Source organism: Lentzea sp. NPDC036949 (assembly GCF_055608075.1).
Map to the genome: position 1 here is coordinate 494,305 of NZ_JBVJRA010000002.1, position 18,409 is coordinate 512,713.

The window sequence follows — 18,409 nt, forward strand, 5'->3', positions numbered from 1 at the left end:
CACGGCGGTGCGAAGGCGCGGGAAGGCCGTTGTGCAGACGGCCTTCCCGCCCGGTCTCCTGTCTGATCCGGGGACGTCCAGTCCCGCGAGGGTGAGATCAGAGGCCGCCGGTGTCCTCGTCGGACGTCCGGCCGGTCGTCGGGGGGTCGAACCGCAGTTCACCGTCGATGAGGTCGAAGAGCTCCTCGTCGGTGGCGACGTCGAGTTCGAGGCCGGGCGACGTGGCCTCCCGCCCGCCGAGACGGACGAGCAGTTCCTGCAGGTGCTTGATGACGTCCGGCACGAGGTCTGGATCAGCGGTCATCGCCGGCTCGAGCCGGTCCAGCACCGCCAGGACGTCCTCGTCCTCGTCGCGCAGCTCGTCGTGCAGGTGGCGGGCGAGCGCCTCGGCGTCCGGATGTTCGAACACGAGCGTCCTGGACAGGGTCAGGCCGGTCGCGGTCGCGAGCCTGGTGCGCAGCTCGACGGACATGAGGGAGTCGAAACCGAGGTCCCGCAACGCCTGGTCGGACGGGATCGACTCCGGGTCGCTCTGGCCCCGGACGGCCGCGGCCTCGCTCTTCACCAGGTCCAGCAGGCGACTGCGGCGCTTGTCCGCGGGCAGGGCCGCCAACTCGTCGCGCAAGGTCACGTCACCCGAGCCGTCCACTTCGGACACGACCACGAACTCGTCGAAGAGGTGGCGCTCGCGGGCCGAGGAGAACAGCGACGCGAACTTGTCGCGGTCGAGGTCCGCCACGGTGAGCGCCGACTCACCGGCGGAGAGGGCCTCGTGCAGGGCCCGCAGAGCCAGTTCCGGTGCCAGCGCGCGCATTCCGGAACGGCTGAGCTTGGTCGCGAGCGTGTCGTCCGCGCCCATGCCGTCGCCGGCCCACATGCCCCACGCGACGGACGTCACGCGGTGGCCGTCGGCGCGCAGGCGATCCGCCAGCGCGTCGAGGCAGGCGTTGGCCGCGGCGTACGCACCCTGGCCGTTGCCGCCCCACACTCCGGCTGCGGAGGAGAACAAGACCGCTTCCTCGACCTGACCGGTGACGAGCAGGTCCTCCACCACCTGGGCGCCGGTGACCTTGGCCGCGAGCACAGTGGTGAGGTCCTGGCCGGACGTCTCGGTCAACGGCCGGGTCACGTTGACCCCGGCCGCGTGCACCACGGTGTGCACCGGCTGGCCCTGAGCCGCGAGTGAGGAGACCAGCTCCCCGACGGCGGTGCTGTCCGTGACGTCGCACGCCGCGGACGTCAGGCGGACGCCCTGCGCGGCGAGGTCCGCGTGCAGTTCTTCCTGCGCCGCACCTCGCCTGCTGGCCAGCACGACGTGCTCGGCACCTTCGGCCGCCAGCCAGCGGGTCAGGTGCGCACCCAGCGCGCCGGTGCCGCCGGTGATGAGGACGGTGCCCTCGGGGCGCCAGCGGCGGGCGGGGTTCCGGCGTGCCGCAGGCGCGGGAACGACCCGTCGCACCAGCACGTCCTCGTCGCGCACCGCGAACTGGTCCTCGCCGGCCGGATCGGCCAGCACGCCGAGCAGGCGGTCGACCGCACGGGCACCGGGGGTGGAGGGCAGGTCGACGAGACCGCCCCACGACCCGGGTTGTTCCAGTGCCGCCACCTGGCCGAGGCCCCACACCTGCGCCTGCACGGGGTTGCGCACCGGGTCGCCGGCGGAGGTGCCCACCGCCTGCTCGGTGAGCAGCCAGACGGGAATGCCCAGGTCGCCGGTCGCGGTGAGGAGCGCCAGCGTCGAGCTGAGCCCGGTGGAGACGCCCGACTCCTGGTGTTCGGCCAGGCCGAGCAGGGAGACGATCCCGTTGACGCGACCGACCGCGGACAGTCGTGCGGCGAGGTCGTGGTGGTCGTCGGCCAGCAGTTGGTGCACCCGCGCGCCGGAGTCGATCAGACCGGAGGTCAGTGCGCGCACCCAGGCCTGGCCGTGCTCGGGGTGGGCCACGACCAGCCAGGTGCCGGCGGGCCGGGCGGCGGAGACGGCCGGGACGGGGTTCCAGGCCACCCGGTAGCGCCAGTCGTTCGTTGCGGGTGCGGCGGCGTTCTGCCGCACCGCCTCCGCCCAGTAGCGCTCGCGCTGGAACGGATACGTCGGCAGGTCGATCATCGGTGTCCGCGCGACGCCACCCACGCGTGCCCAGTCCACCGCGAGGCCGCGGACGTGAGCGGAGGCGACCGCCGTGACGGCGGTGAGGGCTTCCGGGCGGTCGCGGCGCAGCAACGGCGCGAACAGGCAGTCGTCCGCCGAAGCCAGACCCGCGGAACCGAGCGCGGTGAGCACCGCGTCAGGACCCAGTTCCAGGAACGTGCGAACGCCTTCGGCGGCGAGGGTCGTGACGGCGTCGTGGAAGCGCACCGCGTTCGCGGCGTGCCGCACCCAGTACTCCGCCGAGCGCAGGTCGTCTCCGGTGATCAGCTGACCGGTCACCGTCGACACCACCGCGACGCGTGCGGGGGAGTAGGTCAGCTCCTCCGCCACGCGCCGGAACTCGTCGAGCATCGGCTGCATCAGCGGGGAGTGGAACGCGTGGCTCACGGCCAGGCGCTTGGGCGAACCGAAGTGCCGCGCCACGGCCAGAACCGCGTCCTCGGCGCCGGACAGCACCAGCGACTCAGGGCCGTTGATCGCCGCGATCGCCACGTCGCCGTCGAGCAGTGGAGCGACGTCGGCCTCCGCGGCACGGACCGCGACCATGACGCCACCGGCGGGCAGTGCCTGCATGAGGCGGCCGCGTGCGGTCACCAGCCGGCAGGCGTCCGGCAGGGACAGCACTCCGGCGACGTGCGCCGCGGCGATCTCGCCGATCGAGTGGCCGGCGAGGAAGTCGGGGGTCACTCCCCAGTCGGCCAGCAGGCGGTGCAACGCCACCTCGACGGCGAACAGCGCGGGCTGCGCGAACTCCGTGTGGCTCAGCCGGTCCGGGTCCTCCGCGATGATCCGCGGCAGCTCCGGGTCGAGGTGGGAGAAGCACTCCGTCAGGGCCTCGGCGAACACCGGGTACGCCTGCGCCAGCGCGACCCCCATGCCGATCCGCTGGCTTCCCTGCCCGGAGAACAGGAACGCGGTGCCGCCGGTCGTCGTGTGACCGCGCACGACGCCTTCCGCCGACCGGCCGGCGCCGAGTGCCGAGAGGGCCGACAGCACCTCGGTGCGGTCCTCGCCCAGAACGACGGCGCGTTCCCGCAGCGCCGTCCTGCTGTGGTCCAGTGCCGCGCCGATGAGTGCGGGGGAGACGTCGGCACGACTGCTCGCGAACTCGTGCAGCTGCGTCGCCTGGGCCCGCAGGGCGGCGGCGGTCGCGCCGGACAACGGCCAGGCGGTCACCGCCGGGACGTCCACTTCGGACAACGCGGGTGTGGCGCCTGCTTCCTCGATGATGACGTGGGCATTGGTGCCGCTGATGCCGAACGCCGAGACAGCCGCACGACGCGGTGATCCACCGGCGGGCCATGCCGTCGTCTCGCCGAGGAGCCGCAGCGACCCGGCCGACCAGTCGACGTGCGTGGTCGGTTCGGCTGCGTGCAGCGTGCGCGGGAGCGTCTCGTTGCGCAGGGCCAGCACCATCTTGATCATGCCGGCGACGCCGGCCGCCGCCTGGGCGTGGCCGATGTTGGACTTCAACGAGCCCAGCCACACCGGGTTCTCGGAGGACCGGGCGCTGCCGTAGGTCTCCAGCAGCGCCTGCGCCTCGATGGGATCACCCAGCACCGTGCCGGTGCCGTGGGCCTCGACAACGTCGACGTCGTGGGCGGTGAGCCCGGCGGAGAACAACGCCTCCTGCACGACCTCGACCTGCGCGCGGCCGTTGGGCGCGGTGAGTCCGTTGCTGGCGCCGTCGGAGTTGATGGCGCTGCCACGCAGCACCGCGAGCACCGGGTGCCCGTTGCGCCGGGCGTCGGACAGCCGCTCCAGCAGCACCAGGCCGGCGCCCTCACCCCAGGCGGTGCCGTCGGCGTTCGCGGAGAAGGGCTTGCAGCGGCCGTCCGGCGCGAGCCCGCCCTGCTTCTCGAACTCCACGAACATGCCGGGGGTGGCCATGACCGTCGCGCCACCGGCGAGGGCGAGCGTGCACTCGCCTGCCTGGATCGACCGCGCGGCCGTGTGCACCGCCACCAGCGACGAGGAGCACGCGGTGTCCAGCGTGATGGCGGGCCCGCGCAGCCCGAACGCGTAGGAGATGCGGCCAGAGGCCACGCTCGCGGCCCCGCCCGTCAGCAGGTGACCGGCGAGTTCCTCAGACGGCGCGTGCATGCGGGGCCCGTAGTCCTGCGCCATCATTCCGGCGAAGACACCGGTCCGGCTGCCGCGCAACGACGACGCGTCGAGGCCCGCGCGTTCGAAGACCTCCCAGGCCAGTTCCAGCAGCAGGCGCTGCTGGGGGTCCATCGCGGCCGCTTCACGCGGTGAGATGCCGAACAGGTCGGCGTCGAAGTCGCCGGCGCCGTGCAGGAAGCCGCCGCGTGCGGTGGCGATCCGCACCGGGTGGTCCAGGTCCCAGCCGCGGTTGCCGGGGAGCTCGCTCGTCAGGTCGGCTCCCTCGACGAGCAGCTGCCACAGCTGTTCCGGGGAGTCGGCGCCAGGCAGCCTGCACGCCATCGCGACGATCGCGATCGGGTCGTCGTCCTGGGCGTTGCCGGCGTCGGGAGCCGTGATGGCGGCGGGAGCGGTGTCACCGCCGAGCCGGACGCGCAGCGCCTCGGCCAGCCGGGACGGGCTGGGGTGGTCGTAGACCGCCCCGGAGGGCAGCTTCGCGCCGGTGGCGTCGTTGAGCCGGCCGCGCAGCTCGACGGCCATGCGCGAGTCCAGACCCATCCCCTTGAAGGTGAGGTCCGGGTCGACGGCGGCGGCGTCGGCGTGTCCGAGCACGATCGCGGTGTGCGCCAGGACGAGCCGGAGCAGTTGCCGCCCGTTCGCCGAGGGCGTCTGCGCAACGCTCTCCTCCTGCTCGACGACGACCGCCGCGGGAACTGCCGGTGCCGGACGGGCACCGGTGGCCGGAAGCCAGAACGGCCGCCGCTGGAACGGGTACGTGGGCAGCCGCAGTCGCGCGCAGGTCCTGGGGGAGAGGGCCTGGTGCCAGTCGACGGCGACTCCGCTGGTGTGCAACGAAGCCGCGGAGCTCAGCACGCGCGCCCAGTCACCGTCGTCGCGCCGCAGGGTCTCGACGACGACCGGGTCGGCGCCGGCCGCTTCGGCGGTTTCCGCGACCGCGCCGGTGAGGACCGGGTGCGGGCTGATCTCCACGAAGACGGAGTGACCTCCGTCGAGCAGGGTCGCGACGGTGGGGGCCAGGAGAACGGCCTGACGCAGGTTGTCGTACCAGTAGCCGGGGTCGAGCGGCCGCGAGACCGGTTCGCCGGTGACGGTGGAGTAGAACGCGATGTCCGGTTCCCTGGCGGTGATGTCGCCCAGGTCGGTCAGCAGTTGCTCGCGCACGGCTTCGACGGCGGCGCAGTGGGAGGCGTAGTCGACGGCGATGCGACGCGCCCGGCCACCCTCGTTCTGGCACAGGGCCACGAACGACTCGACGTCCTCGATGGGGCCGCACACGACGGTGGAGGTCGGGCTGTTGATCGCGGCGACCTCGAGCCGTTCCGTCAGCCGGGAGCGGACCTCCGCCTCGGACAGCGCCACCACGGCCATCGTGCCGGTACCGGCGAGCACCTGGAGGGCGCGGGACCGCAGGGCCACGACCTTGGCCGCGTCCTCGAGGGTGAGCGCACCCGCCACGCAGGCAGCCGCGATCTCACCCTGGGAGTGGCCGACGACCGCGTCGGGACGCACGCCGAGGGACTGCCACAGGGCGGCCAGCGACACCATGACCGCGAAGAGAGCGGGCTGGACCACGTCGACGCGGTCGAGCCCTTCACCGTCCTTCAGCACGTCGTGCAGCGACCAGTCGGTGAAGGGGGCCAGCGCCCGCGCGCACTCGTCGATCCGGTCGCGGAAGACGGGGGAGGACTCCAGGAGCGCGGCCGCCATGCCGATCCACTGAGAGCCCTGGCCGGGGAAGACGAAGACGGTCTTGCCGGGTGTGCGGGCCTGGCCCTGGACGGTGCGCCCGTCGGGCAGTCCGTCCGCGACCGCGTGCAGCGACCGCAGCAGGTCCTCGCGGGTGGCGGCGACCGTGACGGCGCGGTGCCGGAAGGGCGTCCGGGTGGTGACGGTCGCGTGGGCGAGGTCGGCGAGGTCGACGTCCGGCGCGGCGTCGAGGTGGGCGGCGAGCTGGGCGGCCTGGGCGTGCAGAGCCTGCTCGGTGCGGCCCGACAGCAGAACCGGCACGGCGCCGACCTGCTCGGCGGCGGGCTGCTCGGCGCTGACCGGCACGGCGCTGACCTGCTCGGCGCTGACCTGCTCGGCGGAGGGCTGCGGCGAAACGGCCGCAGGCGCTGAGGCGAGCACGACGTGGCAGTTCGTCCCGCCCATGCCGAACGAGCTGACGCCGGCCAGGCGGGTGTCGCTCTCCGGCCAGGGTTCGGTGGAGGTGACCACCCGCAGGCCCAGTTCGGTGAGCGGGATGTCCGGGTTGGGCCGGTCGTGGTTCAGGCTGCGCGGGATCACGCCGTGTTCCACGCTCAGGGCGGTCTTGATGAGACCGAGGATCCCGCCGGCGCCTTCGAGGTGACCGATGTTGGTCTTGACCGAACCGACGGGCAGGGGCTCGGCTCCCGCGCGGACCGCGCCCAGCGCCGCCGCCTCCAGCGGGTCACCGACCGGAGTGCCGGAACCGTGCAGCTCGACGTACTGGAGGTCGCCGGGCGCCACGCCGGCGTCGGCGCAGGCGGCTCGCACGACCTCGGCTTGAGCCTCGGCACTCGGCACGGTGAGGCCGTCGGTGGACCCGTCGTTGTTGACCGCGCCACCCAGGAGCACGCAGTGCACCGGGTCGCCGTCCGCGAGCGCACGCTCCAGCGGCTTGAGCACGACCACCCCGGCACCCTCCCCGCGGACGAAGCCGTTGGCCCGCTCGTCGAAGGTGAAGCACCGGCCGTCGTCGGACAGCCCGCCGAAGCGCGACGCGGTGACGGCACCGGCGCGCAGCAGGTTCAGGTTCACACCGGCGACGATCGCCAGCTCGGACTCGCCGGAGCGCACGCTGGTCGCGGCCAGGTGCGTCGCGACCAGGGAGGACGACTGGGCGGTGTCGACGGTCATGCTCGGACCGCGCAGGCCCAGGGCGTAGGAGACGCGGTTGGCGATGACGGCCCGCTGGGTCCCGGTCATGGTGGTGCCGGAGATGGTGTCCTCGTCCGCGTGGCTCAGGATCGCGTAGTCGTCGCGCAGCGCGCCGACGAACACACCGACGTTCCTGCCGCTCAGCGTCGCGGGCACGATGCCCGCGTCCTCCAGCGCCGTCCAGGACAGTTCGAGGACGAGGCGCTGCTGGGGGTCCATCGCGGCGGCCTCGCGCGGAGAGATCCCGAAGAACTCGGCGTCGAAACCCGCGACGTCGTCCACGAAACCGCCGAACCGCGCGTCCTGCGGTGCGGTCGTGGCGTCCCAGCGGTCGGACGGCACGGCGGAGATGGCGCTCTCACCGGAATGGAGCAGTCGCCAGAAATCCTGGAGATCACGAGCGCCGGGTGCTCGGCACGCCATTCCCACAACGGCGATGGCGTCGCGCGGGTGGAGCTGACCGGCGTTCATCAATTGACCCCCGTGGATCGATCGGCAGCGGTGTGAATCGATGAAAGACCACCGCGGGCCGCCAATGCGAATGACTGTTCCGGTTTTCGGAACTCCTCGTCGACGGGTCGCTGAGCAGGGATTCCACTGTGTCGGGCGTCTCATCGCGGGCGTACCGGAAAACGGAACGCGCCCTCGGGTGGAGTCCGCTCGGCCTCTAACTTCGGTGAGGCACACCCTGCAGTCGCTGCGAAACGCGCCGCCGCTCGAGTCGAGTGAACGCGCCCCGGCTCGCAGATTCGCAGTGACGTCGGGACCGCGGACCTCGTCCTCTCGGACCCGTTCGGGTTTCACGAAGCGCAGTTCGAGCAGAAGAAGGGTGATATCCGATTACCGACGAGAACAAGCTCCGCGACTACCTCAAGCGGGCGACCACGAACCTCCAGCAGGCGCGCGAGCAGCTCAAGGCCGCCGAGAACCGCAACCACGAGCCGATCGCGATCATCGGCATGGCCTGCCGCTACCCCGGTGACGTCACCACGCCGGAGGCGTTGTGGGAGCTCGTGCGCGAGGGCCGTGACGCGATCAGCGAGTTCCCCGCCGACCGCGGGTGGGACGTCGGCTACGACCCCGACGGCGAGACGCCCGGCACGACCAGCACCCGCCGCGGCGGCTTCCTGGCCGACGCGGCCGGCTTCGACGCCGACTTCTTCGGCATCAGCCCCCGCGAGGCCCTCGGGATGGACCCCCAGCAGAGGCTGCTGGTCGAGGTCGCCTGGGAGGCGCTCGAACGCGCGGGGCTCGTCCCCCAGAAGCTGCGGGGCAGCGAGACCGGTGTGTTCGTGGGCGCGGTCCACAACGACTACGAGTCCCTGCTCCGCGGTGTGCAGGAGACCGAGGGGTACCTGCTCACCGGCAACGCCGGCAGTGTCGCGTCCGGTCGCATCTCCTACACGCTCGGCCTGCGCGGCCCGGCCATGACCATCGACACCGCCTGCTCCTCGTCCCTCGTCGCCATCCACGAGGCCACGAACTCCCTGCGCTCGGGTGAGTGCGGACTCGCGCTGGCGGGCGGTGCCACGGTGATCTCCACGCCGGGCACCTTCGTCGAGTTCAGCAGGCAGCGCGGCCTCGCCGCCGACGGCCGCTGCAAGTCCTTCGCCGCGGGGGCCGATGGCACCGGGTGGAGCGAGGGCGCCGGCGTCGTCGTGCTGGAACGGCTCAGCGACGCCATCGCCAACGGCCACTTCGTGCACGCGGTCATCCGCGGTTCCGCGATCAACTCCGACGGCGCCAGCAACGGTCTCACCGCGCCCAGCGGTCCCGCCCAGGAGGCGGTCATCCGCCAAGCGTGCGCGAACGCCAGGCTGACCACGGCGGACGTGGACGTCGTGGAGGCGCACGGCACCGGCACGACGCTCGGTGACCCCATCGAGGCACGCGCACTGGCGGCCACCTACGGCAAGCGCCGCGAGCAGCCGTTGTGGCTGGGTTCGCTCAAGTCCAACATCGGCCACTCCCAGGCAGCCGCGGGCGTCGGTGGTGTCATCAAGATGGTGCAGGCGCTGCGCAACAGCGAGCTTCCCCGCACGCTGCACGTCGACCGGCCGACGCCGGACGTCGACTGGTCCGGGATGTCGCTGCTCACCGGCAACGTGGCGTGGCCGAAGCTCGAACGGCCGCGTCGTGCCGCTGTCTCGTCGTTCGGCATCAGCGGCACCAACGCCCACCTGATCCTCGAAGAGGCACCCGAGCAGACCCGGCCCACCGCGGAGACGACGCTTCCCGCCGTGCCGTTCGTCCTGTCGGCCAAGACCGACGACGCAGCGCAGGCGCAGGCCGACCAGCTCCGCGCGTTCCTGACCGGCCATCCTGAAGCCGGGCTCGCCGACGTCGCCGCCGCGCTGGCCACCACGCGCACGCACTTCGCCCGCCGAGCCGGCTTCGCGGCCGCCACCGCGGAGGAGGCCGTGGACAACCTGACCCGCCTCGTGCCGTCCGGCCGTGACGGGAAACTGGCGTTCCTGTTCTCCGGACAAGGTTCCCAGCGCCTGGGCATGGGCGCCGGCCTCTACGACACCTTCCCCGTCTTCGCCAAGGCGCTCGACGAGGTCTGCGCGCTGCTCGACGTCGACGTCAAGGCCGTGATGTTCGGCGACGACGCTGACCTGCTGAACCAGACGGGCTTCACCCAGCCCGCGCTGTTCGCGTTCGAGACGGCTCTGCACCGGCTGTTCGAGGACCTCGGCGTGGTCCCCGACCACGTCATGGGCCACTCGATCGGCGAGATCACGGCCGCCCACGTGTCGGGCGTGCTGTCGCTGACCGACGCCTGCAGGCTCGTCTCCGCTCGTGCGCGGCTCATGCAGTCCCTGCCCGCCGGCGGTGCGATGCTCGCCGTGCAGGCCGCCGAGGACGAGATCGACCTGACGGATCTGGAGGACCAGGTCTCGATCGCCGCGGTCAACGGTGAGCGCGCGATCGTGCTCGCCGGCGCCGAGGACGCGGTCGCTCGCCTGGAGGAGAGGTACCGCGCCGACGGCCGCCGGACGACCCGGTTGAAGGTCAGCCACGCCTTCCACTCGCCGCTGATGGACCCCGTGCTCGACGAGTTCGCGGACGCCGTGCGCACCATCGAGCACTCCGCTCCGGTCATTCCGTTCGTCTCCAACGTCACCGGCCGTCCCGTCACCGCCGAAGAACTGGCGGACCCGCGCTACTGGGTCCGGCACGCCCGCGGTGCCGTGCGGTTCGACGACGGTGTTCGCTGGCTCGCCGCCAACGGCGTCACCACCTTCGTGGAGGTCGGGCCGACCGCGGTGCTGATGCCGCTCGCCGCCCGAGCCACGGGTGGCACGGTCATCGCCACCGGCATGCGGGCGCGCACCGAGGACGTCGGCGTGATCGAGGCGCTGGCCCGGGTCCACGGGCACGGGCACGACGTGGCCTGGGACCGGTTCTTCCCGGCGCGTTCGACCGTGCCGCAGGGCTTGCCGGTCTACCCCTTCCGGCACCAGCGCTTCTGGCCTGCCGCGCAGGCGCCCCTCGGTGCCGCCGCCACCTTCGGTCAGGACGCGTCCGACCACCCGCTGGTGCGCAGCATCGTCGAGCTGCCGGACGGCACGACCGTGTTCACCGGTGTGCTGGCCGTCGACATCCCCAGCTGGCTGCCGGACCACTGCGTGCACGGCAAGCCGATCCTGCCCGGCACCACGTTCGTCGACATGACCCTGTGGGCCGGCCGTCAGCTCGGCTGCAACCGCATCGACGAGATCAACCACCACGTGTTCGTCTCGGGCGAGCCGGGCCGCGTCCGCCAGCTGCGATTGGTGGTCGAGGCCGCCGACGAGGCCGGTCTGCGCGCCTTCACCGTGCACTCCCGGTTCACCGATGAGGCGCACGGCGAGTGGATCCACCACGCCACCGGCGCGCTCGCGGCCGACGCCGCGACCCCGAGGCCGTTCGAGGTCCAGTGGCCGCCGGCTGACGCCGAGGTCATCCCGATCGAGGGTTTCTACGAGCGGCTCGCCGACGCCGGACTCGGCTACGGGCCCTACTTCACCGGCATCCGGGCCGGCTGGCAGGGCGACGGCGTCCGGTACGCCGAGGTCTCCCTGCACGAAGGCGCGGACCTGAGCACCTACGGGATCCACCCGGCGTTGCTCGACGCCACGCTGCAGCTCGCCGCCGTCGGCTCGGAGCCCGGCAGCGAGTACCAGGTGCGCGTGCCCTTCGCCTGGTCGGGCGTCACGCTGCACACCACCGGGGTCGACTCGGTGCGCGTGCGACTGACCCAGCAAGGCATCGACACCATGGCCATCGACATCACCGATCCGAACGGCACCCCGGTCGCGACGGTCGACTCGATCACCCTGCGCCCGGTGTCGTCCGAGCAACTGCGGGCGTCCACCTCCACCCGAGGCGGCCTGCTGCACCGGCTCGACTGGCAGCCCGTGACGACGGGCACCGCGGGCGACGTCCCGCCGGTGGTGCGGATCAGCACAACGGGCACCGACCCGGTGGCTGAGACGCACGACGTCCTGCACCGCGCGCTGCGCACCGTGCAGGACACCGACGGCCCGATCGTGCTGCACACGACCGACGCCGTCTTCACCGGGCAGGTGGACGTCGCCGCGGCTTCGGTGTGGGGCCTGGTCAGGTCCGCCCAGTCGGAGCACCCCGGCCGCTTCGTGCTGGTCGACGGTGCCGACGACGAGGCGTTCCGGCAGGTGCTTCCCGCCGCGGTCGCCACCGGCGAGCCGCAGCTGGCCGTGCGCGGCGGACGCGTCCACGTGCCCCGGCTGGCGAACGCCCAGACCGGCACCGGCAGGACCGTCCTCGATCCCGAGGGCACCGTCCTCATCACCGGCGGCTCCGGCGGTCTCGGACGTCTGCTGGCCCGCCACCTGGTGGTGCGGCACGACGCCAGGCACCTCCTCCTGCTCAGCAGGCGCGGTGAGGCCGCGGACGGTGCGGCCGAGCTGAAAGCCCAGCTGGCCGAGCTCGGTGCCACCGCGACCTTCGCGGCCTGTGACGCCGCCGACCGGGACGCGCTGGCCGCGGTACTGGCCGCGATCCCGGCGGAGCACCCGCTCACCGCGGTCGTGCACGCGGCGGGCGTCGTCGACGACGGCGTCCTCAGCGACCTGACGCCCGAGCGCGTCGACGCCGTGCTGCGTCCCAAGGTCGACGCGGCCTGGTACCTGCACGAGCTCACCCAGGATCTCGGTCTCCGTTCGTTCGTGCTGTTCTCCTCGGCATCCGGCCTGCTCGGCCTGCCGGGACAGGCGGCCTACGCGGCGGCGAACACGTTCCTCGACGCACTGGCCGACCTGCGGCACGGTGCGGGGCTGCCCGCGACGTCGCTGGCCTGGGGCCCGTGGGCCGGAACCGAGCAGGACGGTGGCATGGCGGCCCGGCTGAGCGACGTCGACCGGAAGCGGCTCCTGCGCCTCGGCGTCGTGCCGATCAGCGGTGAGGAGGGCCTGGGCCTGTTCGACGACGCCGTCGCCTCGGACGCCGCGGTCCTGGTGCCGGCCCGGTTCTCGGTGCCGCAGGACGGCTCGGCGGCCCCGGTGCTGCGCGGCTTCGTCCGCACCAAGCCCTCGAAGGCGGCCAAGCCGGTGACGGCCGACCGCACTGACCTGGCAGCGACTCTGGCCTCGGCACCGGCCGAGGACCGCGTCGACATCGTCCTGGCGGTGGTCCGCGAGCACGTCGGCGCGGTGCTCGGCCACACGACGCCGAGCTCGGTCGAACCGCACCGGGGCTTCATGGAGATCGGGTTCGACTCGCTCACCGCGCTGGAACTGCGCAACCGCCTCAACTCGGCGACGAAGCTCAAGCTGCCGGCCACGGCCCTGTTCGACCACTCGTCCCCGAAGGCGCTGGCCGAGCACCTGGTCGGCACGCTCTGCGCCGACCTCGACGAGCCGGTGGCGGAAGGGGGCGGCGCAGCCCGTTCCTTGGCCGCCGAGATCGAGTCGTCCAGCGACGACGAACTGCTGGCATTCCTCGACCGCGAGTTCGGAGTCTCCTGATGAGCAACGACGACAAGCTGCGGTCCGCGGTCAAGAAGCTGGCCGTCGACCTGTTCGAGACCAGGGAGGAGCTCCGTGCGGTGAAGAACCGCGCGGAGGAGCCGATCGCCATCGTGGGCATGGCGTGTCGTTACCCCGGCGGTGTGCGGTCGCCGGAGGACCTCTGGCAGGCCCTCGTGGACGAGCGCGACGCCACGAGCGAGTTCCCCGAGGACCGCGGCTGGGACCTGGAGGCGCTCTACGACCCGGACCCCTCGAAGTCCGGTCACAGCTACACGCGACGCGGTGGTTTCCTCGACGACGTCGCCGGCTTCGACGCCCCGTTCTTCGGCATCGCGCCGAAGGAGGCCCTGGCGATGGACCCCCAGCAGCGGCTGCTGCTGGAAACCTCGTGGGAGGCCCTGGAGAACGGCGGTCTGGACCCGCGGGCGCTGCGCGGCAGCGAGGTCGGCGTCTTCGTCGGCGAGATGTACCACGACTACGGTCCGCCGTCGCACCTCGCGCCCCCGGCCGTCGAGGGGCAGCTCACCATCGGGATCGCGGGCAGCGTCGCCTCCGGGCGCATCTCCTACCTGCTCGGCCTCGAGGGCCCGACGTTCACCGTCGACACCGCGTGCTCGTCCTCACTGGTGACGCTGCACCTGGCGTCCCGGGCGCTGCGGTCGGGCGAGTGCTTCATGGCATTGGCCGGCGGCGTCACCGTGATGGCGACTCCGGGGTCGTTCACCGAGTTCAGCCGTCAGCGCGCGTTGTCGCCGGACGGCCGCTGCAAGCCGTTCTCGGCCGACGCCGACGGTGTGGCCTGGGGCGAAGGCGCGGGCATGCTCCTGCTCGAACGCCTCTCGGACGCGCGGGCCAACGGGCACCCGGTGCTCGCCGTGGTCCGCGGCTCCGCGATGAACTCCGACGGCGCGAGCAGCGGACTGACCGCACCGAGCGGCCCCGCCCAGCAGCGGGTCATCCGGTCCGCCCTGGCCTCCGCCGGGCTGACCAGCGACCAGATCGACGCGGTGGAGGCGCACGGCACCGGCACGCCGCTGGGTGACCCCATCGAGGTCCAGGCGCTCGACGCGGTCTACGGGTCCGGCCGGGACCGGCCCCTGTGGCTCGGCTCGCTGAAGTCCAACCTCGGCCACACCCAGGCCGCCGCAGGTGTCGCCGGTGTGATCAAGACCGTGCAGGCCATGCGCCACGGCATGTTGCCGCGCACCCTGCACATCAGCAAGCCCACCCCCTTGATCGATTGGGCCACGAGCCCGGTGCAGTTGGTGACCGAGGCGACTCCGTGGCCGCGGGGCGAAGAGCCCCGCCGCGCCGGTGTGTCCGCGTTCGCCATCAGCGGCGCCAACGCGCACGTGGTGCTGGAGGAGGCACCGGCCGCGGACGCACCGCCGCCGGTCGAGCGCGTCTCGACGCCGTGGATCCTGTCCGCGGAAACCGCTCAGGCACTGCGACTTCAGGCCGCACGCCTGCGCGAACACCTCCTGAGCCACCCCGACCTCCATCCGGGCGACGTGGCTGTGTCGCTCACGAGGCGAACGCGGTTCAAGCACCGTGCGCTCGTACGGGGAGGGCACCTCGCCGGCCTCGCCGCCGTCGCCGCGGGGGAGGAGACGGCCGGCGTCCTGACCGGCGTCGCCGGATCCACTCCGCTGCAGTTCGTCTTCTCCGGCGTCGTGCCCTCCGCGATCGGACACGACCTCTTCGACGCGCATCCGGTGTTCGCGGACGTTTTCGACGAGACGTGCCAGACCTTGGGCCGACCGCGGGACGTTGTCCTGCGGGAGAACGGACTCGTCGCGCTGTTCGCGTTGCAGGTGGCGCAGTTCCGGCTGGTGCGGTCGTGGGGTGTGAAACCGGACCTGCTGCACGGTGATGGCGTCGGTGAGGTCGTCGCCGCCCACCTGGCGGGTCTGCTCTCACTGCCGGAAGCCGCGCGGCACGCCGTCGCCCTGAACAAGGGTGAGACCGTCTCGTACCGACGTCCTCGGTTCCCGCTGGCGCGCGATGTCACGAGCGGTGCGGGGTGGAGGTCCACCACCGAAGACCTGGCCGTCACGCGACTGGAGATCGGAGCGGCCTGCTCGAACCGCGAAGAGCTGCTCTCGGCTCTGGGCGTGCTCGCCGTCACGGGCACCGAGGTCGACCTGGCGGCCGCGTTCGCCGGTTCGGGGACCGCGGTTCCGCTGCCCACCTACGCCTTCGAGCGTCGTCGCTACTGGATCGACAGCACCGCGGCCACCAACGCCGCGCCGCCGCAGGCTTCCGTCGTCGAGCTGGCGACCGGTGGCAGCGTGCACACCAGCCAGCTGTCGCCCGGTCACCAGGGCTGGCTCGCCGACCACCGGGTGGGTGACGACGTCGTCGTTCCCGGCACCGCGTTGCTGGACATGGTCCTGCGGACGGGGGCCGAGCGGATCGACGAGATCGTCTTCACCGCTCCCGTGGCCGCACCGGCCGAGGTGCAGCTGCAGCTGTCCACAGTGGACGAGAATGGCGACGGCACCGTCGTGGTGTCCGCGCGGGCTTCCGAGAAGGCGCCGTGGACCGAGCACGCCCGCGCCAGGGTGACGGCACCGGCGGAAGCTCCCGCCGCGCTCACCGAATGGCCGCCGGCCGACGCACAGCCGGTCGAGATCGCGGGGCTGCACGACCGGCTGGCCGATCGCGGCCTGACGTACGGTCCTGCCTTCCGCGGCCTCGAAGCGTTGTGGCGCAGGAACGACGAGCTGTTCCTGGACGTGCGCCTGCCCGTCGCGGCGGGGGAGCACGTGCTGCACCCGGCACTGCTCGACGCGGCGTTGCACCCGCTCGCTGCCGGCTACCTGCTGGCGGACACCACGGGCACGCGGTTGCCCTTCGCGTGGAGGGGTGCGCAGGTGCACACGCCCGGCGCCACCGCGCTGCGCGTGCGCATGACGGCGACCGGTGCCGACGGGGTGTCGATCTCCGCTTGGGACACCAGGGGTGTTCCCGTCTTCACCGCCGACGAACTGGTCGCGCGACCGGTCACCCTCGCGGTGAGCGACGTGCTGCACCAGGTCCAGTGGGTGCCGGCCACGCCGGTTGAGGCGGGCTCGTTCGTGAAGCTGGACGACATCGTGCCGGCCGCGGTGGAAGGCGCCGCCCTGCCGGAGCGAGTGCGTTCGGCACTGGAAGAGGTCACCGCCTTCACCCGGCGCCGGCTCGCCGAGCAGAACGACGTGCTGGTGCTGGTCAGCGGTGAGGTCGAGAGCGACCCGGTGCGCAGCGCCGTCTGGGGCCTGCTGCGGTCCGTGCAGACCGAGCACCCCGGCCGGATCCAGCTGGTCGACACCGACGGTGACGTCGTGCTCGCCGACGACCGCCAGGTCCTGGTTCGCAACGGCAAGCCGTACGTCCCGCGGCTCCGCAAGGCGACGGCCAGTCCGGTGCCGGCCTGGCGGGGCGGCACCCTGCTGGTCACCGGCGCCGGTGGCGTCGTCGGTTCGGCACTGGCCCGGCACGCCGCCGTCGCCCACGGGATCGACCGGTTCGTCCTGGTCAGCCGTCGCGGTGCGGAATCGCCCGAAATGCAGGCGATCGCGGCGGAACTGCGCGACCTCGGCGCCTCCGTGGTCGTGGAGGCCTGCGACGCGGGCGATCACGACCAGGTCGCGACACTGATCAAGGGCATCCCTGATCTGCGCGGTGTCGTGCACGCGGCCGGAACCACGTCCGACGCGGTCTTCGAACGCCTCACCAGCGGGGACTTCGACCGCGTGCTGGCCTCGAAGGTCGACGCGGTGTCGGCCCTCGACGAACTGACCCGTGAGCTCGACCTCGACTGGTTCGTCGTCTGCTCGTCCGCGGCAGGCTGGTGGGGCACCGCCGGGCAGGCGAACTACGCCGCGGCCAACGCGTCCGTGGACGCCATCGTGCGCCGCAGGCGCGCGACCGGTCTCGCGGGGATCTCCCTCGCGTGGGGGCTGTGGGCGGAACAGGGCGCGCTCGGTGCTCACCTCGACGACGTGGACCTGCGACGTCTCGCCCGCAGCGGTGTGCTGCCGCTGTCGACCGAGGACGCGCTGTCGGCCTTCGACAACGCGCTGGGGTCCGCTGAGGCCGTGCTCCTGCCGGTGCGGCTGGCGCCCGCTGCCGGGCCCGTCCCGGCCCGTGGCCGCGTCATCACGAACGAGCCCAGGCTGAGCGGTCTCGGACACAGCGACCTCGTCGCCGCGATCACGGACATGGTCGCCGAGGCTCTCGGTCACCGCGTCGAGGACGTGTCACCGGACGCCGCGCTGCTCCAGATGGGTCTGAGCTCGCTCACCGCACTGGAACTGCGCAACGCGCTGGAACGGGCCTCCGGCACCTCGATCCCGCTGACGACGCTCTTCGAGCACCCCACGCCGCAGAGCCTGGCCAAGTACCTGCGCACCCGGTTCGAGGCGGCTTCGGCCGGTTCCACCTCCACGCCGGCTCCGGCGTCGATGACGGGCACCACCGTCCTGCTGACCGGTGCGACCGGTGGCCTGGGTCGGTTGTTCGCCGAGTCGATGGCGTCCGCCGGTGCGAACCTGGTGCTGACCGGCCGGGACGGTGCGGCACTGGCCGAAGTGGCGGAATCCGCGCGCTCCCTCGGTGCCGAGGTCGTCTTCGACACCGCGGACATCATGGACGAAGCCGGTGTGGCCGGCGTCGTCAAGCAGGCCGTCGACACCTTCGGTTCGGTGGACGTGCTGGTCAACAACGCGGGCATCGCCGGCCCGATCGGACCCCTGTGGGAGACCGACGAGGACGAATGGTGGCGGGGCATGGAGGTCAACCTCCGCGGCACGCTGAAGGTCTGCCGTGCCGTGCTGCCCGGCATGGTCGAACGGGGTTCAGGCCGCATCGTGAACATCGTCAGCTCCGCGGGCAGGCACCGCTGGCCGAGCGCTTCGTCCTACTCGGTGTCGAAGGCCGCCATGATCAAGGTGGCGGACAACCTGGCCCCTGAGCTGCTCGGCACCGGCGTGTCGGTGTTCAGCTACCACCCGGGCCTGGTCGACCTGGGCATCACGAAGCAGGCCCTGGACCTCGAACCCACCGGTGACAAGTGGGGCGACCGGATGCAGGAGTGGCTGAGCGAGCAGCGCGAGCAGGGGCGGTTCGCCGCACCGGAGCGTGCCGCGGAAGTGCTGATGGAGCTGGCGTCCGGAAAGGCGGACCCGCTGTCGGGCCGCTACCTGACGCCCGAGGACGACGTCGAGTCGATGCTGGAGCGCATGGCTTGACGTGC

Annotated in this window: 2 protein-coding genes and 1 pseudogene; 2 read left to right on the forward strand and 1 reads right to left on the reverse strand. The window is 72.4% G+C overall.

Annotated features, from left to right (window positions below; genetic code table 11):
- Nucleotides 1-97: 97 nt before the first annotated feature.
- Nucleotides 98-7,648, reverse strand: coding sequence for a type I polyketide synthase (locus ACZ7CD_RS08135; protein WP_470378605.1), 7,551 nt, complete (start codon nucleotides 7,646-7,648; stop codon nucleotides 98-100).
- A 377-nt stretch (nucleotides 7,649-8,025) separates the two neighbouring features.
- Here ACZ7CD_RS08135 and ACZ7CD_RS08140 point away from each other — a divergent pair.
- Both ACZ7CD_RS08140 and ACZ7CD_RS08145 read left to right on the forward strand, forming a co-directional pair.
- Nucleotides 8,026-13,167, forward strand: a pseudogene (locus ACZ7CD_RS08140) (SDR family NAD(P)-dependent oxidoreductase); the annotation flags it as partial.
- Nucleotides 13,167-18,404, forward strand: coding sequence for an SDR family NAD(P)-dependent oxidoreductase (locus ACZ7CD_RS08145; RefSeq protein ID WP_470378606.1), 5,238 nt, complete (start codon nucleotides 13,167-13,169; stop codon nucleotides 18,402-18,404). The pseudogene ACZ7CD_RS08140 and the gene ACZ7CD_RS08145, both read left to right, overlap by 1 nt.
- The last annotated feature ends 5 nt before the right edge of the window (nucleotides 18,405-18,409 follow it).

Coding starts and splice junctions, on each gene's coding strand:
- ACZ7CD_RS08145 (WP_470378606.1), top strand. CDS start 13,167: ATGAGCAACGACGACAAGCTGCGGTCCGCGGTCAAGAAGCTGGCCGTC.
- ACZ7CD_RS08135 (WP_470378605.1), bottom strand. CDS start 7,648: ATGAACGCCGGTCAGCTCCACCCGCGCGACGCCATCGCCGTTGTGGGA.